The sequence below is a fragment of the Gordonia sp. NPDC003950 genome (genome assembly GCF_053605205.1).
The window spans coordinates 96019-119340 of the sequence record NZ_JBSGIT010000010.1; the positions used below are offsets into that span (position 1 = coordinate 96019).

Sequence of the window (23322 nt, forward strand, 5' to 3'; positions counted from 1 at the left end):
CCCCTCGCGCGTCGAGTGGGTACCCTTGCGCGTCGAGTGGGTGCTGTTTCCCGTCGAATGGGCGCTGTTTCCCGTCGAATGGGCGCTGTTTCGCGTCGAGTGGGCGCTGTTTCCCGTCGAACGGGCGCCCCCGAACCGTTGACAGCGCCCGGTTCTCGTTGACAGCGCGCGCGTGAGCGCTGTCAATGACGGGAAGGCCGCCCTTGCGCATCGAGTGGGCACACCGAGCACCCGAGACCGAGCCGGTACCGGCCCGCGACCTCAGACCGCTTGCTCGACGAACTCGTGATCGTGGTGGCGGATCTGACGCCAGTACACCAGGCCCATCGAGAAGATCAGGAAGGCGCCGGTGAGGGCGACGAGGTTGCCCGCCCACATGTCGAAGCCGAATCGCAGGACGAGTCCCAGCACGATCGCGGCCGCACCGACGAGAACGGACCGCGTCGCGTTCTGGGAGCGCCAGTCGATGCGGTTGCGGCCGGTGGTGATCAGGCTGATCGGGCTGCGACGCAGGGTTTCGACCATGAAGACGGTCAGCGCCACGGTCGCGACGTAGGCGATGAGCACTCGGGGGACCGCCGGCATGTCGGGGTCGGCGATCTGTGGCATCAGTGCGTAGATCGCGAGCGCGTGGGCGAGGTAGATGCCGAAGGACCGGTCCGAGGCGGTCTTCATCAGCTTGTCGGGGATGGAACCGGGATGACGTCGTTCCTGCCAGATGGTGCCGAGGCTGTAGAGGATCACGATGATCGCGATGAAGGCCCACAGGTTGTGCAGCATGAAGACGTTGGTGGCGCGGAACAGATTCTCGCCCTGGTCGACCGTGTAGAGGTAGTACAGCCAGGTCCCGAAGAGCACGACGGCACCGATCGCCATCATGTGGACGCGCCAGCGCTTCACGAACGCCTGCACGGCCTCGTAGTGCATGGCGGCCACGCAACCGGCGAAGATGAAGAACTGGTACGGGAAGATCAGCACCTCGAGGTGGCGCCAGATCACGCCCTGGAGCCCCCAGGTGAGGAACGACAGCGGCGGCCGGACCATCAGGTACATCATCGTCATCTGGATGACGAAGCTCAGGCCCAGCAGGTATCGGTGATAACCCCAGGTCCGTTTGAGGACCCAGAGGACCGCCGGGAACACCAGATAGATCTGCATGCTCACCGACAGGAAGTAGAGGTGGTAGGCGGCATGGCCGGTGAGGAGGTCGTAGCCGATGCTCTTCACCGATTGTTTGACCGCGTCGACGCTGTTCCAGGCGTCGACGATCGATTGCACACCGTGGAAGTGATATCGCACGTAGAACCAGTAGAAGAGGCTCCACGTCAGGAAGGGCAGACCGATGAGTTTGAAGCGGCGTCGCCAGAACGGGATCGTCTGCAGTTCGCGCTTGCGGTACTGATAGGTCAGCACGAAGCCGGTGAGGGTGAAGAACCCGTAGCGGGTGTAGCGCAGGAACAGTTCCACCGCGCCCGCGGCGACGCTCGTCGGTGCAGTGACGGTGAGCATGACGTGATCGAGGATCACGCCGCCGAAGGTCACCAGACGCACGAGGTCGATCTGGTAGAGGTGCTTGTCGCGCTTGGTGGTGGGAGTTGCCGCAGCCTCGGTCTCCGGAGCACCGGTCGTTGCAGGCTTGGTCACCGATGCCGTCGGTGTGGCCGCGTCAGAGGATGCAGCATTGGATGACGTGGTGTCCGACGAGGCAGGTGGGGTGCCGGTCGATGGCTGTTCGGTGACGATCGGGGACCCTCCATCCAAGTCTTCGCACGATCACAGTTCTTCGCACGTCGCAGTGGGTGAGGCTACTCCGTGTTGCTGGGAGAACCGAAGTCGGTCGGCCATCGGGGCACTCCGCAACCGTCGCTGCGGGCGGACGTCGCGGCGCTGTCCCTGTCGATCGCCCCATCAGCAGTCTCCCTGCCATCCTGACATCAAATATGCAGGAAGGCGGGGACGTGGCGTCCGGCGGCTCGCCGCAATCCCGGCCCGCCGCCGGATGCGCGGCGCCCCGACCGCGATGTGACGCATCCCACTGCAGGGTTCGTCCCTTTCGTCACTCGTGACTCGGCTGGGTCGGGGTCGACGGCGAGGTCACGACGTCGTCCGCACCATCCTGGGCATCGAGGTATCGGTTCGACGCTGGGCGACGATGCCGATCACCGCGGCCACGAAGCAGGCCGCGGCACCGACGGCGAGACCGGTACGCGGGTCGGCGACCTCACTGATCCACCCGATGATCGGCCCTCCGATCGGCGTCGATCCCATGAACGCCACCGACCACAGTGCCATCACCCGGCCGCGCATGTGCGGTTCCGAATTGAGCTGCAACGTGGCGTTGCCGGTCGACATGAACGACACACTGAGCCAGCCGACGAAGAAGAGCGCGACGATAGCCATCCACAGGTGCGGGACGGCGGCGGTGACGGCGATGGTGACCCCGAAGCCCGCCGCCGCGATGGTCAACGTGCGCAGTCCGGTGGTTCCGCGCGCGGCCACGAGCAGGCCGCCGACGACAGCGCCGACGCCCATCGCCGCGGTCATGAATCCGAAGGCCTGCGGTCCGCCGCCGAACGAGTCCCGTGCGGCCGCGGGCAACGACACCTGGAATTCGTAGGCCAGCGTGCCGACGAGGGCCATCATCGCCAGCGGCACCCACAGCAACGGCTTTCCGGATACGTACCGAAGTCCTTCGCGCAGTTGACCTTTACCGCGCTTGATGGGTTTCTCGTGGGCGATGTCGGCGGTGCGCATCGCGATCAGCGACACCACGACGGCGACGAAACTGGCCGCGTTCACCGCGAAGCACCAGCCGGCACCGACCGCGGCGAGGATCACCCCGGCGGCCGCCGGGCCCACCGCGCGGGCGGCGTTGACCATCACCGAGTTGAGGGTGACGGCGTTGCGGATCAGGGATTCGCCGACGATCTGGTGGATGAAGGCCTGGCGGGCCGGATTCTCGAAGGCGTTGTTGAGTCCCAACAGCACCGCCAGCACTCCGACATGCCACACCTGCACCCAGCCACCGAGGGTGAGGACCGCGAGGACGGCCGCGAGCAGGCCCATCACCGACTGCAGCGCGATCATCAACCTCCGCCGATCCACCCGGTCGGCGACCACCCCCGCATACGGCCCGAGCACCAGGATCGGAACGGCCTGCAGGGCGACGATGACGCCGAGGACCGCCGACGACCCGCTGAGGGTGAGGACCAGCCAGGCCTGGGCGGTGGCCTGCATCCAGGTGCCGACCAGGGACAGGGCCTGACCGCCGAAGTACAGGCGGTAGTTGTGGATTCGCAGGGACGAGAACATCCCGTCGTCCATGGCCTGCGCCGAAGTCCCGGTGGTGGACTCGGGTGCGCGGTTGTCGGACATCGGCTCCACTGTAGGCACGGTCATCGACGGGGAGGCTCGGATGACCCTGTGTATAGTCTATAGACTATGCCCGATCAGGGGCCGATGGGCCGATCCTCCTCCGGGGCGGTATCGCCACGCCGCCGTCGTCCCCGACTATCCGACGAGGTGTCGGAGTATGTACGCGAGCTCATCGTGTCCGGGCAGCTACGGCCGGGCGAGTTCATCCGGCCGGAGAACGTCGCCGAGGAACTCGGGGTGTCGGCGACCCCGGCGCGGGAGGGTCTGCTCTCGCTGCAGACGGAGGGGATGCTGCGGGTCGAGCCGCGACGCGGATTCGTTGTCGCGCCCCTGAGCAGCGCCGACATCGAGGATGTGTTCGCCGGTCAGGCGTTGTTGGCCGGCGAACTCGCCGCCCGGGCCACCGCGAACATCGACGACGCCGGGCTGGCGGCCCTCGAGGCGATCCAGTCCGATCTGGAGTCGGCGGCCGACCGTGGTGACAACGACGAGGTGGAGCGTCTCAACCACGAATTCCATCGTCGGATCTACCGCACCGCCGACTCGCCCAAGCTGTCCTGGATGATCAAGTCGTCGCTGAGCTATGCGCCTCGACGTTTCTTCGCCTCGGTCGAGGGATGGCCGCAGGCATCGGCCGAGGATCACCGCGCCATCCTCGACGGATTACGCCGCGGGGACGCCGAGGCGGTACGCGAGTCGATGGCCGAGCACGTCCGCAAGGCCGGTCGGCTCCTCGCCGACAATCGCCGCGAGGAGTAGTGGGGACTCGGGCTGGATCGGGCGGCACACGCGAATACAACCGGGATGACTCAGCGGATCGGAAACAAGAATCTCCTCCGAGGCGTTGAGCGACCCCGATTATATTGGCACCCCGGGTGATTCGATGGGCGGGATGAGAGCCTGTCCGGCGGGCGGTGATCCGGCCGGCCTGTCAGCGATTCACTGACGCCAGGATCCGTTCTGCGCGTGCCACGACGGGCGGGTCTACCATGTGGCCGTCCACCGCGACCGCTGCGGAGCCCTGGCCGGCCGCCTCGAGAATCGAACGTGCCCAGGCGATCTGGTCGTCGGTCGGCGCAAGGCAGTCGTGCACCGCAGACACCTGGGCGGGGTGGATGCACAGCTTGCCGGGCATGCCGACGCGCGCGGCGTACCGCACGTCGTCGACGAGGACGTCCGGTTCACGCAGGGCCGTGGTGACACCGTCGATCGGTGCCGCGATACCCGCTGCGGTACTGGCCAGCACGAGTGCCGACCGCGCAAACAGCAGCGCCTCACGGTCATTCGGATCGACACCGATGTCGACGGCGAAATCGATCGCGCCGAATCCGAGGCGGACCACCGCGTCGAGTTCGGCGAGGGCGCCCGCGTTGCCGATTCCGCGCGCGGTCTCGACCAGCGCGATCACCGGTGCCGATGTGGCCGCTCCGACCGCGGCCACCGCGTCGACGTCGGTCGCCTTGGCGAGTACGACGGAAGCGTGAAGTTGTTGCGCAAGAGCGACATCGGCGTCATGCCAGGGGGTCTGGGCGGCATTGATGCGGATCAATGCCGTGTTCCCGGCGGCGAACCAGTCGGCGATGTGCTCGCGGGCCGCCGGTTTGTCGGCGGGTGATACCGCGTCCTCGAGGTCGACGATCACGGCGTCGGCACCGGCCGCGGCGGCCTTGTCGAACCGTTCCGGACGATCGCCCGGAACGAACAGGAATGTCCTTGCCGTGCGGATCTTCTCGACGATGTCGCCGGGATGGGTGCTCATCAGAACGACCCCCGTCCGGACACATGCACCGCGTCGCCACCGGTGACGACACGCAGCGCGACGTCGCCGTCATCGTCGCTGGCCTCCACCCGGAACCGGTCACCGATGAACAGCGGGCGTTGAAGGCGGAACTCGAAGTTGCGCAACGATTCTCCTCCTCGACTGATGCGCACCAGCTCGGCCAGGTAGGTGGCCAGCAGTGGGCCGTGCACCACCAGGTCGGGGTAACCCTCGACCTCCGTCACATACGGGCGGTCATAGTGGATGCGGTGCGCGTTGGAGGTCAGCGCGGAGTAGCGGAACAGCGTGGTGGTGGTCGGGGTCGGTTCCGTCGACCACTGTGCGGTGGATTCGCCCAGTTCCGACGATGGGCGCTCGAATGGGCGTGAATGGCCGGAGTCGCTGCGGTACACCAGGTTTTGCACTTCGACGAGGCGTGGTTCGTCGTCGCCGTCCTGGCGGTACTCCGACCGCACGGTCACGAACAGCATGTCGCCGGTGCGTCCGGTCTTCTCGGTGATCGCGGCGATCGACGATCGCTTCTCGGTCGAGACGCCGAGACGCAGCGGCCCGGTGGAGGTGATCCGCGACCCGGCGAACATGCGGCGACGTTCCGGGAGGGGCGGCAGGAAGTGTCCGTCCGCGGGGTGTCCGTCGGGGCCGAGGTCCGCCGTCGGCGGCCACTCGGAGAAGTACACCCAATGCCACGGGATGGGGAGCGCGTCATCCGGCCCGAAGGTCTCGCCGGTGTCCAGGGTGGCGGCGAGTCGGCTCGCCTGGGCGGGATCGAGGATGTCGGTCTCAACGATCGGTGCGGGGTGCCAACCGGCGACGTGGTCGCGAAGTGTTCGCTGCACGGTGTCCGACATGGTGATGCCTCCTGGGCTCGCTGGCGACTGTAAAAAATAGTCTATAGACCAGGCGGCGCTCAGTCGACCTCGACGCCCAGATGGGCGGCGAACATCTCGGCGAATCCGATGAGCTGTTCGCCGGCGATGGTGGTTCCGGACAGTCCGTCCAGGTGCCGCAGCGTGCCCACCCGCGCCCCGCGCAGGTCGAGGTCGGTGAGCTTCGCGCGGTGCACATCGATGCCTCCGACGATGCAGTCCTGGAATGCCATGCGGGCGAGGGTGGTGTCGCCGAGGTCGATCTCGCCGATGGTGCAGTCCCGGAAGAGGACATCTCGGACGTCTGCACCGCGCAGGTTCAGCAGGTCGACCTTGCAACCCTCGACGACCATTCCGCGGACCCGTGCGTCGAACATGTCGAGCGCGCCGAGCCTGCAGCGCGACATGTGCAGATTGCGGAGAGTGCTGCGCGGCAACGACAATCGTCCCACCTGGAGCTGGGTGAAGAGGGCGTCCGCAATGCGGGAGGCACTCAGGTCGGCGCCGTCGAGGATCACCGATCGCACCTCGCAGTCGGTGAGGGCCGCCCCCATCAGATCCCGGTCGGTGAGGTCCAGATCACGGAACGACGTCATCTCGATGGAGGCGTCGGGGGAGAGGTCGGCATCGTCACCTGTCTCGTAGGTGGTCGTCCGCGGGCGGTCCTCGAGGCGTGGAGGTCGTGTCGTCATCGTTCGAGCATGGCCCATCGAATCGACATTCCCGGACCGACCCACCCGCACGTCCCGGCCGATCCGTGGTCGACCGACCCCTCTTCGGGGGGGTGTCGCGCCGCGAGTGTGACGTGGATCATGTCGTCCATGACGAGTAACACCGACCTCTACCGCGCCGGCCGCGACCAGATGATCAGTCTCATCTCCGACTACGACAAGGCCGTCGCCGAGTTCCGGTGGCCGGAACTGTCCGGCCGCTTCAACTGGGCGACCGACTGGTTCGACGTCATCGCCCGCGACAACGACGCCATTGCCCTGTGGATCACCGAGCAGGACGGATCCGAGGTGACGGTCACCTTCGACGAGATGGCGCAGCGCTCCGATCGCGTGGCCACCTGGCTGCGGGACCTGGGCATCGGCAAGGGGGATCGCGTCATCCTGATGCTCGGCAATCAGGTCGAGTTGTGGGAGGCGATGCTGGCCGTGCTGAAGCTCGGTGCGATCGTGATGCCGACGACCGCGGCGCTCGGCCCGGAGGATCTGCGCGACCGCATCGAACGCGGGCAGGCGCGTGCAGTGATCGCCAACGCCGCCGACACACCGAAGTTCGACGACCTCGACGGCGACTATCTCCGGATCGTCGTCGGATCGTCGGCCCCGGGCTGGGTCGAGTACGCCGACGCCGGGGAATCGGAGTCGGCCGGTCCGTTCGAGGCGGTCACCGACGTCGACGATCCGATGCTGATCTACTTCACCTCGGGTACCACCAGCCGGCCGAAGCTGGTGGAGCACTCCCAGACCAGTTATGCCGTCGGGCATTTCACCACCATGGCGTGGATCGGCTTGCGTCCCGGCGACGTTCACCTCGCGATCAGTTCGCCGGGGTGGGCCAAGCATGCGTGGAGTTGCTTCTTCGCGCCGTGGATCGCCGAGTCCACCATCTTCGTCTACAACTATGGCCGGTTCGACGCGGCGGCACTGATGGATCAACTCCGCCGGGCGAAGGTGAGCACCTTCTGCGCGCCACCGACGGTGTGGCGCATGCTGATCCAGGCCGACCTCGGTGAGCGTCCGGACGCGTTGCGCGAACTGCTCGGCGCGGGTGAACCGTTGAATCCCGACGTGATCCGTCAGGTCGAGGACTCGTGGGGACTGACGATCCGTGACGGCTTCGGTCAGACGGAGACGACGCTGCAGGTCGGCAACACGCCGGGGCAGCCGGTGAAGTCGGGGTCGATGGGCCGCCCGATGCCGGGCGTGCCGGTGGTGCTGGTGGATCCGCTGACCGGCGAGCTCGCCGACGAGGGCGAGATCTGTCTGGACCTGTCGCAGCATCCGAAGAATCTGATGACCGGATACCTCGGCGATCCGGAGCGCAACGAGGCCGTGACGGCCGGCGGTTACTACCACACCGGTGATGTGGCGCAACGGGATTCCGATGGCTACATCACCTACGTCGGCCGCACCGACGATGTGTTCAAGTCCTCGGACTACAAGGTGTCCCCCTTTGAACTCGAAAGTGTGCTCATCGAACATCCGGCCGTGGTCGAGGCCGCCGTCGTGCCCCAACCCGACGACACCCGGCTCGCGATTCCGAAAGCCTATGTGACCCTGGCGCAGGGCTGGGAGCCCAGCGCCGAGACCGCGCGAGCGATCCTCGAGTACTCCCGCGATCACCTCGCCCCGTACCTGAAGGTGCGGCGGGTGGAGTTCTTCGAACTCCCCAAGACGATCTCGGGCAAGATCCGCCGCGTCGAACTCCAGCAGCGGGAGAGTGCCGCACACCGGGATTCGGTGCAGATCGCCACCGAGTACCGCTATGAGGATCTCGTGGACTGATCCTCACCGGAACTGGCTGCGGAAGCGTGACGGCGGCACCCCGAACTGCGCGGTGAAATTCTGGCGGAGCGTCACCTCGCTGCCGAAGCCGCAGGTGTGAGCGATCATTCGCAGATCGAGGTCGGTGGTCTCGAGGAGTTGCCGGGCGCGGTCGAGTCGTTGCCGGGTCACCCATCGCGCCGGCGTGGTGCCGGTCTCGCTCCGGAAATGGCGAATGAGGCTTCGTTGGCTCATGCCGGCGTGGTCGGCCAGTACCGCGACGGAGAGATCCTGGTCGAGTCGGCCAACCGCCCACTGCATGACCGCGCTCATGGATGCATCGGAATCGACTGCGGTGACCGGATTCTCGATGTACTGCGCCTGACCGCCATCGCGATGCGGTGCCACCACCATGCGGCGTGCCACCCGGTTGGCCAGGTCCACTCCGCTGCGGCGGCGCAGCAGATGTAGGCAGGCGTCGACGGCCGAGACGGTACCGGCCGAGGTGATCACGTCGCCGTGGTCGATGTAGAGCACGGAGTCGTCAACCGAGCCACATCGGCCGCGGCCGAGCAGGGTGTCGGTGCCCAGCCAATGTGTCACGGCCGCGCGACCTTCCAGTAATCCGGCATCGGCGACCGCGATGGCGCCAAGGCACAGGCCCGCGACCACCGCGCCGCGCGTATGCGCGCGCACGAGGATCGCACGCAGATCCTCGCCGATCTCGGGCGTGGACTCCGGCCACGACGGAATGATCACCACGTCGGCGTCGTCGGCGGCGATGGGCCCGGCGATGCCGGACAGGTGTGTTCCGCCGGCCACGTCGACGCTCTCGGCACCGGTCGAGAACAACGTGACCGACCACTCGGCGGGATGGTCGGTGACTGCTGCGGCCTCGCCGAACACCATCTGCGGGGCGGCGACATGGAACAGACTCACGCCGTCGTACACGAAGATCGCGACATGCATCCGTCGGCTCCCTTCGGCGGCACGATTATCGCGCCGACCGGCTGGCGCGTTTCCATCGCAGAGTGGCATTCGTGCCACTTCTGCGACCGACGATACTGCAGCAGACTGCAGTGCCAGGCGAGGGAATTCGCTCGCCGACCACCGGAAGGGGATGTCCCATGACCGCACCGAAGCGCGCCCTTGTCATCGTCGATGTGCAGAACGACTACTTCGACGGACCAATGCAGATCCAGTACCCGCCGCGCGACGAGTCGTTGGCCAACATCACGCGGGCGATCGACGCGGCCGTTGCGGCTGGGCTGCCGGTGGTGGCGCTGCAGCACACGTTGCCCGCCGACTTCCCGGTCTATGCCGAGGGATCGGAGGGGTGGAAGCTTCACCCCGAGGTGGCGCGGCGCGTCGGTGTCGACTGGTTGGTCGCCACCAAGCAGTTCGGCACGGTCTTCGGTGGCACCGACGTCGCGCAGTGGCTCGCCGACCGTGACGTCGACACCATCACCATCGTCGGCTACATGACCAACAACTGCGACCTCGCCACCGCCGCGGACGCCGAGGTGCGTGGGCTGGGTGCGGAGATCCTGTCCGACGCCACCGGTGCGGTTCACCTGGCCAACGGTGCCGGATCGGTCTCTGCCGAACAGCTACATACGACGCTGATGGTGTTGTTCCACTCCAACTTTGCCGCCGTCGCATCGACCGACGAGTGGCTCACCGCACTCGGTGACGGACGCGCCCTGGACAAGGGCAATCTGGTGGAATCGGCGGTGGCCGGCGCGCAGAGCAACGAACCGGCACGCGCCTGATGGTCGTCATCCGTCGATGAAATCCGCAATCGTCTTTGCCACTCGCGCGGTGTCGGCGACGTGCGCGAAGTGTCCCTGACCATCCAGTTCGACGGTCGTCGCACGCGGTAGGGACGCTGCGAGATGTTCGGTGGCACCGACCAGATGTCCGGGACTGGCGTCGCCGACGAGAAGCCGGATCCGGTTCTCGGAGAGCGGTTGTGCCTGTACGTCACGCTGGAGCGGGGCGCCTCGGTGGGACTCGACGACGTCCTCGATGTGATGGACGGGGCCGGGGTGGCCCGATTCAAGTTCCCGGAGCGGCTTGTCGTCGTCGACGAGTTCCCGATGACCAAGGTGGGCAAGATCGACAAGAAGGCCATGCGGGAAGACATCCGGCAGCGACTGGAACGCGCGGAGGTGTGAGGTGCTCCCCCGCTCCATCACGAGGTCGGGAGCGGGACCCACGACGGCAGCGGCATCGACCCGGGCGACCGGGGCGGTCGCCCGGCAGTGACGAGCGCTTACGAGTTGGTGGCACAGACGCAGCGGCTGTGGTGGCAGAATTCGCGGCCGAACACACCGGATGCTCTGCCGACGACGAGTATCCGGTGGCCGCGGGGTTTGCGTCGGCGGCAGCGGCGATCGCCGCACACGAGTACTGGCTGTCGCGCCGGACCCGGACAATCGGCGAGGTGACGCGAAAGATGTTCGCGCTCATGGAGCAGCGATTGCCGGAGGGGCCAAGTTTGACGGTGCGGCCGCCGTGATGCCGGGGCCGGCCTACCGCCGTGCGATCCACGTCGTCTTGAGTCCGGTGAACTTGTCGATGGCGTGCACCGAGAGGTCGGACCCGAATCCCGATCCCTTGAAGCCGCCGAACGGGGTACCCGGTGACAGGGCGTCGACGGTGTTGACCGACACCGTTCCGGCGTGCAGGGAATCCGAAACGCGCAGGGCCCGGTCGAGATCGGAGGTCCACACCGATGCCGCGAGACCGTACTCGGTGTCATTGGCCATGGCGATGGCCTGCTCTTCGGTGTCGAACGGGATGAGCGCGAGCAGCGGACCGAAGATCTCCTCGGTGATGACCGTCGAGTCCGTCGGCAGGTCGGTGGCGACGGTGGGTTCCATGAAGAATCCGGTGTCTCCGATCCGGTTGCCGCCGAGAATGATCCGGCCGTCTGATCGCGCCCGTTCGACATAGTCGAGGACGAGGTCGAGTTGTTTGCGCGACACCATCGCGCCGGTGGTCGAGGACGGATCCAGTGGATCGCCCGGCCGGTACGTCGCGGCCTTTGCCGCAAGGGTCGCGGCGAGTTCGTCGACGATCTCCCGCTGCACGAGGAGTCGGCTGTTGGCCGAACACACCTCACCCTGATTGCCGAAGATCCCGAAACATGCCATCTCGGCGGCGGTTTCGAGGTCACCGCAGTCGGCGAACACGATGTTGGGGCTCTTCCCGCCGCACTCGAGCCACACCTGCTTCATGTTGGATTCGGCGCTGTAGGCCAAGAATTTCTTGCCGACCTCGGTCGAGCCGGTGAACGTCAGGCAATCGACGTCGGGGTGTCGGCCCAGGGCGCGTCCAGCGGTGGCGCCGAGACCGGGTACGACGTTGAGGATGCCGCTCGGGATGCCTGCCTCGAGGGCGATCTCGGCCATCCGCAGCGCCGACAGCGGTGATTCCTCAGCGGGTTTGAGGACGACGGAATTGCCGGCCGCCAGTGCCGGTGCGAGCTTCCACGCGGCGATGTCGAGGGGGAAGTTCCACGGGACCACCGCGCCCACCACGCCCAGGGGTACGCGTCGGACCATGGCCACACTGCCGTCGGCGGTGGGTGGGAGTTCACCGGGGATCTTGTCGATCACTTCGCCGTAGTAGCGAAACACCGCGGCCGCGCCGGGCACCTCGACGTCGATCGAGTCGCGGATGGCCTTACCCATCTCCAGGGTCACCAGGAGTGCGAGTTCGTCGGCGTGCTCGAGAAGCAGATCCGCGAAGCGGACGAGGATCGCACCGCGATCGGCGGCGGAGCGACGCGACCAGCGGCCGTCGTCGAAGGCTCGCCGCGCGGCGACCACGGCGGCGTCGATGTCGGCCTCCGCACCGGCGGCGACGGCGACGAGGACATCCTCGGTGGCCGGGTTGACGACATCGAAGGTGTCTCCCGAGACCGCGGAAATCGGACGACCGTCGATGAACGCGTCGGTCGGCATCTTGAGGCCGGCCGCGCGGGCGTGCCAATCGATCGTGAGTGCAGACATGCACCCATGGTGACCGACTCGGCCGCCGATCAACAGATCCTGTCGAGCCGAATTATCTGATGATCTACATCGGTGGAGTCGATAAATACTGCATCTGATTTGTTGATCCAGAAGGTCGGAAGATTCTGTTTTCCCTGGGATGCGTGCTGTCGAATACTGGCCTGAACGCCCCGACGACGTGGCGCGCATCTCACAGACCACGACGGCAACGAGGAGTCGAATTCATGACGACCACACCCGAGTCCACGCCGACAGGTGCCACGCCGACAGGTGCCACGCCGACAGGTGCCGGGCCGGCACTCGAGCGCCGCACCATCGACCACATCCCGCACGACGAGCGGCACGGCCGAGCCCGCGACATCTTCACCGTCTGGTTCGGCTCCAACATCATGTTGCTGACCATCATCACCGGCGCACTCGCGACCACGGTGTTCGGTCTGCCCTTCTGGGCCGGCGCGCTGGCCGTCATCCTCGGCAACCTCGTCGGTGGTGTCGTCATGGCACTGCACGCGGCGCAGGGACCGCAGATGGGCGTGCCGCAGATGCTGCAGACCCGCGCACAGTTCGGATCGCTGGGCAGCCTCCTCGTCGTCGTCCTCGTCGTCTTCATGTACCTCGGGTTCTTCGCCTCCAACGCGGTCCTCGGCGGACAGGCCTTCGCCGAGGTCACCGGACTACCGACGAACTGGGCAATCCTGATCATCGGCGGCATCAGCGTCGTGGTGACCGTCATCGGCTACAAGCTGATCCACTCCATGGCCGCCGTGCTCTCGGTCGTGGCCGGCCTGGCGCTGCTCGTGGCGTTCGTCTGGATGGTAGGTGTCAACGGCCTGCCCGAGGGCACTTGGCACAGCGGTGATTTCGGCTGGGCCGGCTTCATGGCGACCTTCTCCGCCGCCGCGCTGTGGCAGATCGCCTATGCGCCCTACGTGTCCGACTACACCCGCTATTTGCCCAAGGACACCGGCGTCACCACCGCCTTCTGGGCCACCTACGCGGGATGCGTCCTCGGCTCGGTGCTGCCGATGCTGCTCGGCGTCCTGGTCGGCGCGGCCCTTCCCGCCGCCGACACCCTCGACGGCATGTCCACGCTCACCCACGGGATCTCGACGGGACTGTTCGCGGTCTTCGCTGTCGGTATCAGCCTGACCAACGGGATGAACCTGTATTGCGGTGCGCTGTCGACGATCACCGTAGGACAGAACATCCTGCCACGATGGCGGCCACAGGCCACCAGTCGTGCGGTGATCGCCGTCGTCCTGTTCGCCATCGCGATGGTACCCGCCCTCGTCAGCGCCGACGACTTCCTCGCCAACTACGCCAACTTCCTGTCCCTGCTGCTCTGCGTGTTGATCCCGTGGACCGCGGTCAACCTGGTCGACTACTACTTCCTGCGCCACGGCGTCTACGACATCCCCTCGCTGTTCGCCCGTGACGGCGGCGTGTACGGCCGCTTCAACTGGACGGCGATCGCCTGCTACGTGCTCGGCATCGCGTTGCAGATACCGTTCCTCTCGACCACCCTGTGGGTGGGTCCGATCGCTGAATCGCTGGGTGGCGTGGACATCTCGTGGCTGGTCGGGCTCGCGGTGATCTGCCCCCTCTATTACGGCCTGATGCGGCTGCGGCAGTCTGCTACGGCCGCCTCCCCGTCCGTACTGATGACGGAACCCGCTGCATGAGCAGCGATTACGTCGTGGTCGGCGGCGGAACCGCGGGATGCATCGTCGCCGCCCGGCTCAGCGAAGACCCCGATGTCACTGTGACGGTCATCGAAGCGGGGCCCAGTGACGAGCACGAACCGCGGGCGCGGTCGATCCGCCGGTGGGCCGAGATGATCGGCAGCGAGTACGACATGGATTACCGCAGCGTGCCGCAAGAACGCGGGAACTCCGGAATTCGTCAGTCGCGCATGCACATCCTGGGTGGATGCTCGACGGCGAACACGATGATCACCTGGCGGCCACTCGCCGCCGATATCGACGAATGGGCCGATTACGGGGTCGCCGGGTGGGATGCGGAGACGCTCGGCCGGTGTTACGACCGTCTGGCCACACCCATCACGCCGGTGGCGCCGGCGGACCAGAACCCGTATGTCGCCGACGTGGTGGCCGCGGCCCGGGAGGCCCTGGAGTTGCCGGCCCGGACCGACTGGAACACCGATGTCGACTTCGCGAAAACCGGTGAGGGCGCAGGATTCTTCGAGATCGGCTACACGCCGGAGGATAATCTCCGGTCGGCGACGTCGGTGCACTACCTGCATGATGCCATCCGTCAACGTCCCAATCTGACTGTGGTGCACAACCGTTCGGTCACGACGATGCTGTTCGACGACCATCGCGCGACCGGTGTCCGTACCGTCGATGCCGCGGGCGAGATCGCCGACATCCATGCCGACCGCGAGATCATCGTCTGCGCGGGCGCGATCGGGTCGCCCGCGCTCCTGCAGCGCTCGGGCATCGGTCCCGCCGAGATTCTCGCGGCGGCGGGCGTGCCGATCCGGGTCGACCTGCCCGGCGTGGGGGAGAACCTGATGGATCACGCCGAAGGTCTCATCGTGTGGGAGACCGATCGGGCTGTGCCGTCCACCTGCGCGACCGGCTGGGATGCGGGTGCCGCGCTGCGCTTGTCCGACGACAGCCCGGCACGGCCGGATGTGTTGATGCACTTCCCGGTTGAGGCCGTCGCCGATCATGCCGTCACCTACGGCACCGAACTGCCGGCAAAGATCATCTCCATCGCCCCCAACGTGGCCAAACCCCACAGTCGTGGGCGCGTGTGGATCACCGACGCCGATCCGGCGATACCGCCGGCCATCGACTATCGCTACTTCACCGACCCCGATGGGGAGGACGAGGCCGCACTGTTGGCCGGTATCCGCGCCGCGCGACGTATCGCGGCCACCGCTCCGATGTCGGATTGGGTTGTGCGGGAGGTCTTTCCCGGAACCGACGTCGACGACGACGAGGCACTGTCGGAGGCCCTGCGCGCGACCCATCAGACCGTCTATCACGTGTCGGGAACGTGCCGGATGGGAGCCGACGACGACCCACTCGCGGTTCTCGACAGCCGACTGAACGTGTGGGGCGTCAATGGTGTACGCGTCGTCGACGCCTCGGTGATGCCGACGCTGACGTCGGTCAACCCGGTTGGCACGATCATGAGCATTGCGGAGCGAGCGGCAGAACTCATCGCCACCGATCGTCGTCGCGGGCACTGAGCCGTAGGGGGCCTGGGCTACGTCCCGAACAGGTCGCGGCAGAGTTCGGCGACCACCCCGGCCCGCCTGGTCGGCCGCGCGGCAATCGCGTTGAGCAGCACCATGGTCAGGGCCGGGGCGTCGTCGGCGATGGGGATCGACGCGACCGCGTGCCCGTCGAGTGCCATCGGCACCGCCGACTGCAGGTTGAGCACGGTGTAGGCCAGCCCCCGTCCCACCAGCGCGCGGCAGGTCTCGACGGTGGTGGATCGATACCGGACGTTGGGTTCCACTCCGCATTCCCGGAAGACCCGGCCGAAATAGTCGCGACTGTGCGGTAGGTCGAGTAGGGCCATGGGTTCGTCCGCAAGCTCGTGCAGCCGTACCGATTTCCGCTTCGCGAGCCGGTGTGAACCGGACACGAGGACGTAGGGTGGCACGGTCCGCAGCGGCCACCGCTTCAGCCGGGGATCGTCGACGAGGTCGTAACCGATCCCGAGTTCGAAGGTGCCGTCGGCGACGCCCTCGGCGAGGTCCGCGAGGTCGACCTCGGTGGTCTGCAACTGCAGCCGCGGTAGCTTTTCCGCTGCGGTGCTGAGCAATTCGGGTAGCAGATAGGGCGCCATCACCTCGAAGCAGCCGATCGACAAGGACCCCGTCAGGGAGCCGCCCATGCCGTGGGCGATCGACCGCAGGTCGGCGGCCGACGCCAGAAGCTGCCTGCTCGCGACCAGCAACTCGCGGCCCGAAGGTGTCAGCGTGATGCCCTTCGCGTGGTGGCGCACCAACAATTGGACGCCCAGGGACCCCTCCAGGTCGGTGAGGGCCGTCGACATCGCCGACTGTGAAAGGTGCACGGCGGTGGCCGCTTTCGTGATGCTTCCGGCTTCGGCGACCGCCACGAAGTACTCGAGTTGCCGCAGCGTGTAGTCCGCCATGCCTCACCTCGTTGATTCGACTCTTCCGATATTAAACCACGGAAACAGAGACTGTACAGATGAAACCTCGGCATTCAGTCTGGTAGCACACGTATTCATTCCCCCGTCGAGCAGGAGTTGACTCATGGGAACCCACCCCGTAGCCCAGGACGGGCCGGATCTGCATCTGCGGCATTCGCTGCGCCGTCTCGACGTCCCGATCATGATCCTGTCGGCACTCATCAGCCTGGACATGGTCGGTGAGATCTCGTCCTTCGGTGGCGAGACCTTCACCTGGCTACTCATGCTCGCCGTGCTGTGGATGATTCCCTACGGCCTGGTGACCGCGGAACTGGGCAGTGCCTTCCCCGACGAGGGCGGCCTCTACGAGTGGGTCAAACGTGCCTTCGGCCGATTGCCCGGATCGATCGCCACCATCATGTACTGGTCGATCAACCCGCTATGGATCGGCGGCTCACTCGCCTTCATCAGTACCGAGGCGTGGAGCAGTTTCATCCGTCCGGTGGGCGAGGGCAGCGTCGGCGACTACGCCTTCAAGATCGTGTTCGTCTGTGCGTCGGTGGGCATCACGTTGCTGTCGATGCGCCGTGCACGGGTGGTCTTCCGGATTGGTACGTATCTGAAACTCGTTCTCGCCGCGGTCTTCCTGATCACCACTGTGATCTTCGGTCTCAAGCACGGCTTCCACGGCATCGAAGCGGTGAGCTGGTCGCCCACGATGGCCGGCTTCCTGGGACTGGTTCCGCTGCTGCTGTTCTCACTGGTCGGCTTCGAGGTGCCGAGCCAGGCCGGCGGAGAGATGACCAACCCGCAGCGCGACGTTCCCCGCGGCATCGCCGTCGGAGGATTCGTCGGAATCCTCGTCTACGCGTTGCCGGTTCTGGCCCTGCTCCTGGTGCTCCCGGCCGACAAGATCACCGGCATAGGCGGATTCATGGCCGCCGTCGACACCGTCTTCGGCGTCTACGGTCCGGCGGGCTAGGTCTTGGTCAAAGTCGCGGTGATCGCCTTCATCATCGGGCTCGGCGTCACCGGTGCCACCTGGGCGCTTGCCGCCAACCGTGCGCTGGCCGTCGCGGCGGCCGACGGTGGCTTCTTCCCCTACTTCGCGAAGTTTGACGAGAAGCGGGATTCTCCGGTGCGCGTCAACATGTTCACCGGTGTCATCGCGTTGCTGTTCATGGTCGCCGGTGTGCTGTTCTCCCGCGGCGACAGTGCCGCAACGTTCACCGTGGTCCTCACGATCACCATCTCCACCTCGCTGGTCGCCTACCTGTTCGTGTTCCCGGCGGCACTTCGCCTGCGGTTCACCCATCCCGCGCGTGGCCGCTCCTACGCGATTCCCGGTGGACGCGTGGGCATCACGGTGGCCGTCGCCCTGACGACGTTCTGGGCCGCACTGGGCGTGTGGGTGGCGGTCTTCCCCGGAACCCTGGAGAACCTCGTCGGCATCGACTACGACTTCCTCGAGACGTGGGGAGTCAGCCGCATGAGGTTCGAGCTGTTCACCGTCGGCACCCTGGCCCTACTCGCCCTGATCGCGGTCGCCGGCTACCTCCGCGGACGCGGAAGCGTTCCTGCCGAGGCGCGACCGGTGGTGAGCGACGAGCCGCGGATCACCGAACCTGTCGGTTGAGACGCGACACAACCGGTGGCCCGGCCTCTCCGACGGAGGGGCCGGGCCACCGCTGTCGTGTCTGCGGGAGCCAGCTCGTCGACGAGGTCGATCCGATCGGTGGGGATTGGCGCGGGTGGTTCTGGTGGACGCGCCGGCTGCGTGTACGCGCGCTCAGTGCAACGAGGGCGTGGACGTGGGGGGGTGCCGCGTGAGCTGACTGGACCCCACAACCTCAGACGCCGTGCACCACCGCACCACCGACCATCGTCATCTGGACCGTCATCTCTCCGATGTCACGCGCCTCGCGGATGTCACCGTCGAGGACGACGAGGTCGGCATCCTTGCCGACGTCGACGGACCCGGTCGTGTCGTCGGCGTGCATCGCGCGTGCCGCCCCGATCGTGTAAGCGTCGACGGCCGCCCGCAGCCCGATGGCTTCCTCGGCGACGAGTGGGAGGGTGCGGGCGTCGTCACCGATGGCGTGCGGGTCTGCCAGCGAACCCATCCGATGGACGGCGGTGTGGATGGCCCACAGAGGATTCGGATCGGTGACCGGCCAGTCGCTGCCCATCGCCAACGCGCCACCCGCTGCGAGGATCGACCCGAACGGGAAATGCCACCGCTGCCGGTCGGGGCCCAGCAAGGGGAGTTTGCGTTCGACGATCTCGGTGTCGCGTCGTGCCCAGAGTGCCTGGACGTTGGCGATGACGCCGAGTTCGGCAAAGCGTGGGATGTCTGAGGGGTCGACGACGTCGAGATGGGCGATCTGATGGCGTGCAGCGAAATCCGGGCGAGCCCGGATGGCGGTGCCCAGCGCATCGAGACATTCCCGCACCGCCCGATCGCCGACCGCGTGCATGTGGATGTGGAAGTCGTTGCGCGCGAGCAGTGAACACACCTCGTCGAGCTCCGCCGGATCGATGAACGACAGCCCCTGCGATGCGGCCCCGGCCGGAAGATGTGTGTACGGCGCGAGCATCGCGGCGGTGCAGTTCTCGCAGATCCCGTCCTGCATCACCTTGACGGTGTCGACGTGAAAGCGATTGCCGTGACCCTGTTCTCGTCGCCGGAGCAGCGTGTCGAGCTGCCCGAGACCCTTATCCGCGGCCCACCACAGTGCGCCGCACACCCGTGCCGTCAACTCCCCGGCGTCGTCGGCGGCGATATAGGTGGCGAGCGTGTCGGACAGTCCGAATGCCGGGATGTCCACGCCCGCATCCTGCCAGCCGGTGACGCCCACCGCATGCAGGCGGCGCTGCGCCGTCAGCAACGCGCGTCGGAGGAACTCGTCGTCGTAGGCCGGGATGAGCGCATTCGCGGGGTCGCCGGCCCGCTCGAACAGCACGCCGGTCGGTTGCCCGGTCGGGTCACGTTCGATGCGCCCGCCGCTGGGATCGAGGGACGACTCGTCGATACCGGCACGCCGCAACGTCTCCGAGTTGACCCACACACCGTGACCGTCATGACTGGACAGCACCACGGGCCGATCGGCGACGACCTCGTCGAGGTCGGCCCGGGTGGGCAGCCCGCCGGGGAAAGCGTCACCGTACCAACCACTTCCGCTGATCATCGGCTCGTCCGGATGGTTCCGGGCATAGGCATTGATCGCGTCGAGGTAGCGCCGACGATCATGCGGCAACTCCGACAGGTCACAGCGCAGCGCGGCCAGCCCGCCGGCCACCGGATGCGCATGGGCGTCGATGAAGCCGGGCATCAGGCTCGCACCCGCCAGGTCGTGCACCTGCGTCCGAGGACCGACGAGAGCGCGATCCACGCCGCGGACGACGGAGGTGATCACCCCGTCGGCCACGGCGACGGTGTCGGCGCCGGATGCGCCATCGCCGGTCTGCCAGACGGCTGCATTGGTGAAGATGTGCTCGGCGTACATGGCGGCTCCCGGTATTCGGCTGCGGCGGTGTGGTGGTGGTGCGGGTTGCGGCGGCGCGGTTATGGCGCGCGGCTCAGGACACTGAAACCGGGATGCGGAACACCGGCTCGATCGACAGCTGGGTCACCTCGCGTCGGAACGGGACCGGTGCGTCCGACGGGGGCGTGTCGAGTTCCTCGGCGTACCGGTGTCCCGACCAGACGGCCGCTGCGATCGTCGAGGGTGCCCATGCGTCACCGGCCCCACGCACACTGCGGATGCCGGCGTCGGCCCACTCGTCCTCGCGCGCATACAAACCTGAGTAGAGCTCGTCGTGCGGCAGGCGCGCGGTGACCAGGACGACGGAGTCGGCTTCGATCTGCCCGGCGCGACCGGTGAATCGGCACGCCGTGTCGACGCCCCCGTCGCGGATTGCGGTGACGGCGGTGTCGGTACGTACCGCCACCCCGGCCTCGATGATGCGTGCCCGGATGCGGTGGGATTCCATGGTGTTGGTGGTCCACTGCGACACCTGCGGTACCGGGGTCACCAGGGTGACGTCGTATCCTTCCTTGGCGAGCATCTCGGCGATGACCGCGCCGAGGTAGTAGTGATCGTCGTCGAAGAGCACGACCCGGTTGCCCTGTGGGCGGATTCCCGAGGTGATGTCGTCGGGCGTGAGAACGTCGGTGGTGGAGTCGATTTCGATGCCGTGCGTGTGCCAGCGGCCGACGCCGTCGCGACGCCAGGAAGCGCCGGTCGCCACGAGCACGTGGCCGAAGCCGTACTCGAGGATGTCCTGTTCCGTCATCGGCGATTCACGGTAGATGTCGACGGTGTCGAGTTTCTCGATCTGTTGGAGCCGGTAGTCGATCACCCGAATCCATGCGGCCAGCCCCGGCAACTTCGACTCGCGCGCGACGCGTCCGCCGAGGACGCGTCCGGCCTCGGTCAGGGTGACCGAGTATCCCCGGTTACCCAGGGCACGAGCGGCTTCCAGGCCGGCGGGCCCGGCGCCGACGACGAGCACCGACGAATCGGAGGCCTTGGGTGCGATGTGTTCGGGATGCCAGCCGCGGCGGAACTCCTCGCCCATCGTCGGGTTCTGGGTGCAGCGGATGGGTGACATGGTGAAGTCGCCGGAGACGCAGATGTTGCATCCGATGCATTCTCGGATGTCCTCGAGGTCGCCGCGTTCGATCTTGTTGGGCATGAACGGATCGGCGATCGATGGGCGTGCGGCGCCAATGAGGTCGAGGACGCCGCTCTTGACCTGGCGCACCATGGTGTCCGGGGAGGTGAAGCGGCCGACACCGACCACCGGTTTGGTGGTGTATTGTTTGAGGCCGGTGACGTACGGCTCCTGCTCGGCCTCGGGACCGAAACGCGATGTCACCGAGTCATCTTCCCAGCTGCCCAGGACCAGATCCCAGAGGTCGGGGTGCTCGCCGATGATGCCAAAGACGTCCTCCATCTCGGCGCGGGTGATGCCCTCGTCGCCGAGGAGTTCGTCGACGGAGATGCGGCAGGCGACCGCGGCCTTGCCGTCGGCGATCTCCCGGGTGTCCTCGAGGATCTCGCGGATCAGCCGGATGCGGTTCTCCAGGCTGCCGCCGTATTCGTCGGTCCGGTTGTTGTATCGGCGCGACAGGAAGTGGTGCAGGCCGCCGATGGCGTGACCGGCGTAGACGTAGACGATGTCGTAGCCGGCGGCCAGCGAGCGATGGACCGAATCGGCATGCCATTTGCGCAGGTCGACGATGTCGGCCTTGGTCATCGCGCGGGCCTGGACCGGATCGAGATTCCACGACACGACGGGCAGATGCTGTGGGCCGAGCGGGGTTTCGCGGCTGATGAGGTTCGGGCTGTTGAGGCCGTTGTGCGCCAGTTCGATTCCGGCCAGCGCTCCACCCTCGTGGATCTGCTCGGCGATGCGCGCGATCGCCGGCATGTCCTGGTCGTCCCACAGGCGCAGCTCGATGAATGGACCGATGTCGGAGGTGGGATGGATCTCCACCTGTTCGGTGCACACCACCGCCCACCCGCCCTCGGCCTTGACGCGCCGCATCGCAGCCTCGCCCGACGGATCGCGGTAACCCATTCCGTTGCAGTGCGGGACCTGGAAGAAGCGGTTGCGGGCGGTCACGGGCCCGATCTGGACCGGTTCGAAGAGGATGTCATAGCGGGGGTCACGCATGGGGAACGCTCCGTTGGGCTGGGCTGTCGATCAGCGGGTCGCTGGGATGGTCATTCTTTGTGCTCAATCGCAAAGAACAATTCGACGGTATCGCGAGGCCTGCCAGTTCGCCCACCTGTAGCCAACATCTCGTCATCGGAACATTCGATCCGCGACATCGGTGGAACCGACGCAAGTGCACGCTTGCATCGAGGCGTGGTGCGGGGCAGGATCGGCAGGCATGGCCCGTCCCCGTCGGCAAGATGCCCGCCGCGCTGAAATCATCACCGCGGCAACGGTTGCCATTGCCGAGCGCGGGTTGATCGGATTGCGGATCAAGGACATCGCCGCCGCTGCGCGGTTGTCGCCCGGGTCCGTCGCCTACTACTACCCCGAACTCGACGATCTGTTACTGGCGGTACATGAGACCGCCGTCGAGCGATTCTACCGCGGGCGCCGAGAAGCTATGGGGGAGTATGACGATCCGCTCGACCGACTCGGTGCGCTCGTGAACCTGGGGATCTGCGATCCCGACGACCCGATGTGGCCGGCCCTGTACGAACTTCATCTGCACAGTGCCCGGGTGACCCGTCATGCGGAGCTCATGGCGCGCCTGTTCGACCTCGAGGCGTCGCTGTACCGCGAGGTCATCGCCGACGGTCTGCGCACCGGAGACTTCGTGATCAACGGCGACGCCGCCGACATCGCGGCCACCGCCGTCGCACTCGAGGATGGAATGGGCCTCCACCTGGTCGGCCGCAACGAGAACCTCGACGCACACCGGGCGCGCTGCCTGCTGCGTGGCTATCTCATTGCGGCACTGGCGTGTCCGCGGCTGGTCGCGACCGCACGGTCGGCTGCGCGGGCGCCGTCATCGGTCGAGTAGCTTGCTTCCCGGCGTCGAGTGGCCTCATCCCGCCGGTCGAGTGGGTCTCGTCTCGCCGGTGGAGCGGGTCCGGAGCGCCAGCGGAGGGCCGCGTCGAGACCTCGTA

At 66.7% G+C, this 23322-nt stretch carries 20 protein-coding genes; 10 read left to right on the top strand and 10 right to left on the bottom strand.

The features are described from left to right. Positions 1–261: 261 nt before the first annotated feature. Together ACWETB_RS10995 and ACWETB_RS11000 are read right to left on the bottom strand one after the other, a co-directional pair. Positions 262–1644, bottom strand: coding sequence for an acyltransferase (locus tag ACWETB_RS10995; protein ID WP_452211083.1), 1383 nt, complete (start codon positions 1642–1644; stop codon positions 262–264). Positions 1645–2094: 450 nt separating this feature from the next. Beyond that, positions 2095–3375: an MFS transporter gene (locus ACWETB_RS11000; protein WP_449742124.1), complete on the bottom strand. Its 1281-nt coding sequence runs from the start codon at positions 3373–3375 to the stop codon at positions 2095–2097. A 66-nt stretch (positions 3376–3441) separates the two neighbouring features. On the opposite strand from ACWETB_RS11000, the gene ACWETB_RS11005 reads away from it, so the two are divergent. Further along, a complete protein-coding gene (locus tag ACWETB_RS11005; RefSeq protein WP_449742123.1) occupies positions 3442–4134 on the top strand; it encodes a GntR family transcriptional regulator in 693 nt (230 codons plus the stop codon). A gap of 172 nt (positions 4135–4306) precedes the next feature. Here the strand turns inward: ACWETB_RS11005 and ACWETB_RS11010 are convergent, their stop codons facing one another. The 3 genes from ACWETB_RS11010 to ACWETB_RS11020 are packed head-to-tail and all read right to left on the bottom strand — an operon-like array spanning position 4307 to position 6713. After that, positions 4307–5134: an HpcH/HpaI aldolase/citrate lyase family protein gene (locus ACWETB_RS11010; RefSeq protein WP_449742122.1), complete on the bottom strand. Its 828-nt coding sequence runs from the start codon at positions 5132–5134 to the stop codon at positions 4307–4309. Beyond that, a complete protein-coding gene (locus ACWETB_RS11015) occupies positions 5134–6003 on the bottom strand; it encodes a hypothetical protein (RefSeq protein WP_452211087.1) in 870 nt (289 codons plus the stop codon). Before ACWETB_RS11015 ends, ACWETB_RS11010 begins: the two co-directional genes overlap by 1 nt. A gap of 59 nt (positions 6004–6062) precedes the next feature. Further along, positions 6063–6713: a pentapeptide repeat-containing protein gene (locus ACWETB_RS11020; protein ID WP_452211089.1), complete on the bottom strand. Its 651-nt coding sequence runs from the start codon at positions 6711–6713 to the stop codon at positions 6063–6065. Positions 6714–6842: 129 nt separating this feature from the next. On the opposite strand from ACWETB_RS11020, the gene ACWETB_RS11025 reads away from it, so the two are divergent. Continuing rightward, a complete protein-coding gene (locus tag ACWETB_RS11025; protein WP_449742119.1) occupies positions 6843–8534 on the top strand; it encodes an AMP-binding protein in 1692 nt (563 codons plus the stop codon). 3 nt (positions 8535–8537) lie between these two features. Here ACWETB_RS11025 and ACWETB_RS11030 read toward each other — a convergent pair whose 3' ends face one another. After that, positions 8538–9482 (bottom strand): GlxA family transcriptional regulator, encoded by a 945-nt coding sequence (locus tag ACWETB_RS11030; RefSeq protein ID WP_452211092.1) that lies wholly within the window; start codon positions 9480–9482, stop codon positions 8538–8540. Positions 9483–9640: 158 nt separating this feature from the next. On the opposite strand from ACWETB_RS11030, the gene ACWETB_RS11035 reads away from it, so the two are divergent. The 3 genes from ACWETB_RS11035 to ACWETB_RS11045 all read left to right on the top strand — a co-directional run bounded on the left by ACWETB_RS11035 (position 9641) and on the right by ACWETB_RS11045 (position 11034). Continuing rightward, a complete protein-coding gene (locus ACWETB_RS11035) occupies positions 9641–10285 on the top strand; it encodes an isochorismatase family protein (protein WP_449742117.1) in 645 nt (214 codons plus the stop codon). A 123-nt stretch (positions 10286–10408) separates the two neighbouring features. After that, positions 10409–10690 carry an AMP-binding enzyme gene (locus tag ACWETB_RS11040; RefSeq protein WP_449742116.1) on the top strand — a complete coding sequence of 94 codons (282 nt, stop codon included), beginning with the start codon at positions 10409–10411 and terminating at the stop codon, positions 10688–10690. Positions 10691–10818: 128 nt separating this feature from the next. Then, a complete protein-coding gene (locus tag ACWETB_RS11045) occupies positions 10819–11034 on the top strand; it encodes an acyl-CoA-like ligand-binding transcription factor (RefSeq protein WP_452211094.1) in 216 nt (71 codons plus the stop codon). A gap of 13 nt (positions 11035–11047) precedes the next feature. Here the strand turns inward: ACWETB_RS11045 and ACWETB_RS11050 are convergent, their stop codons facing one another. Then, a complete protein-coding gene (locus tag ACWETB_RS11050; RefSeq protein ID WP_449742114.1) occupies positions 11048–12532 on the bottom strand; it encodes an aldehyde dehydrogenase family protein in 1485 nt (494 codons plus the stop codon). A 224-nt stretch (positions 12533–12756) separates the two neighbouring features. On the opposite strand from ACWETB_RS11050, the gene ACWETB_RS11055 reads away from it, so the two are divergent. Together ACWETB_RS11055 and ACWETB_RS11060 are read left to right on the top strand one after the other, a co-directional pair. Then, on the top strand, positions 12757–14214 hold the full coding sequence (locus ACWETB_RS11055) for a purine-cytosine permease family protein (protein WP_452211096.1): 1458 nt from the start codon (positions 12757–12759) through the stop codon (positions 14212–14214). Beyond that, positions 14211–15752 carry a GMC family oxidoreductase gene (locus tag ACWETB_RS11060; protein ID WP_452211098.1) on the top strand — a complete coding sequence of 514 codons (1542 nt, stop codon included), beginning with the start codon at positions 14211–14213 and terminating at the stop codon, positions 15750–15752. Before ACWETB_RS11055 ends, ACWETB_RS11060 begins: the two co-directional genes overlap by 4 nt. Before the next feature lie 17 nt (positions 15753–15769). Here ACWETB_RS11060 and ACWETB_RS11065 read toward each other — a convergent pair whose 3' ends face one another. After that, a complete protein-coding gene (locus ACWETB_RS11065) occupies positions 15770–16669 on the bottom strand; it encodes a LysR family transcriptional regulator (protein WP_348804664.1) in 900 nt (299 codons plus the stop codon). Positions 16670–16793: 124 nt separating this feature from the next. Here ACWETB_RS11065 and ACWETB_RS11070 point away from each other — a divergent pair, with 124 nt between their 5' ends. Then, on the top strand, positions 16794–17651 hold the full coding sequence (locus tag ACWETB_RS11070) for an APC family permease (RefSeq protein ID WP_452211100.1): 858 nt from the start codon (positions 16794–16796) through the stop codon (positions 17649–17651). 18 nt (positions 17652–17669) lie between these two features. Further along, positions 17670–18305, top strand: coding sequence for an amino acid permease (locus ACWETB_RS11075; RefSeq protein WP_452211102.1), 636 nt, complete (start codon positions 17670–17672; stop codon positions 18303–18305). Between the two features lie 214 nt (positions 18306–18519). Here ACWETB_RS11075 and ACWETB_RS11080 read toward each other — a convergent pair whose 3' ends face one another. Both ACWETB_RS11080 and ACWETB_RS11085 read right to left on the bottom strand, forming a co-directional pair. Beyond that, positions 18520–20175 (bottom strand): amidohydrolase, encoded by a 1656-nt coding sequence (locus ACWETB_RS11080; RefSeq protein ID WP_452211104.1) that lies wholly within the window; start codon positions 20173–20175, stop codon positions 18520–18522. A 73-nt stretch (positions 20176–20248) separates the two neighbouring features. Next, positions 20249–22351: an oxidoreductase gene (locus tag ACWETB_RS11085; protein WP_452211106.1), complete on the bottom strand. Its 2103-nt coding sequence runs from the start codon at positions 22349–22351 to the stop codon at positions 20249–20251. A gap of 220 nt (positions 22352–22571) precedes the next feature. Between ACWETB_RS11085 and ACWETB_RS11090 the strand changes: the two genes are divergently transcribed. Continuing rightward, entirely contained in the window at positions 22572–23216 is a 645-nt protein-coding gene (locus ACWETB_RS11090; RefSeq protein WP_452211108.1) for a TetR/AcrR family transcriptional regulator, read from the top strand. Positions 23217–23322 lie beyond the last annotated feature (106 nt).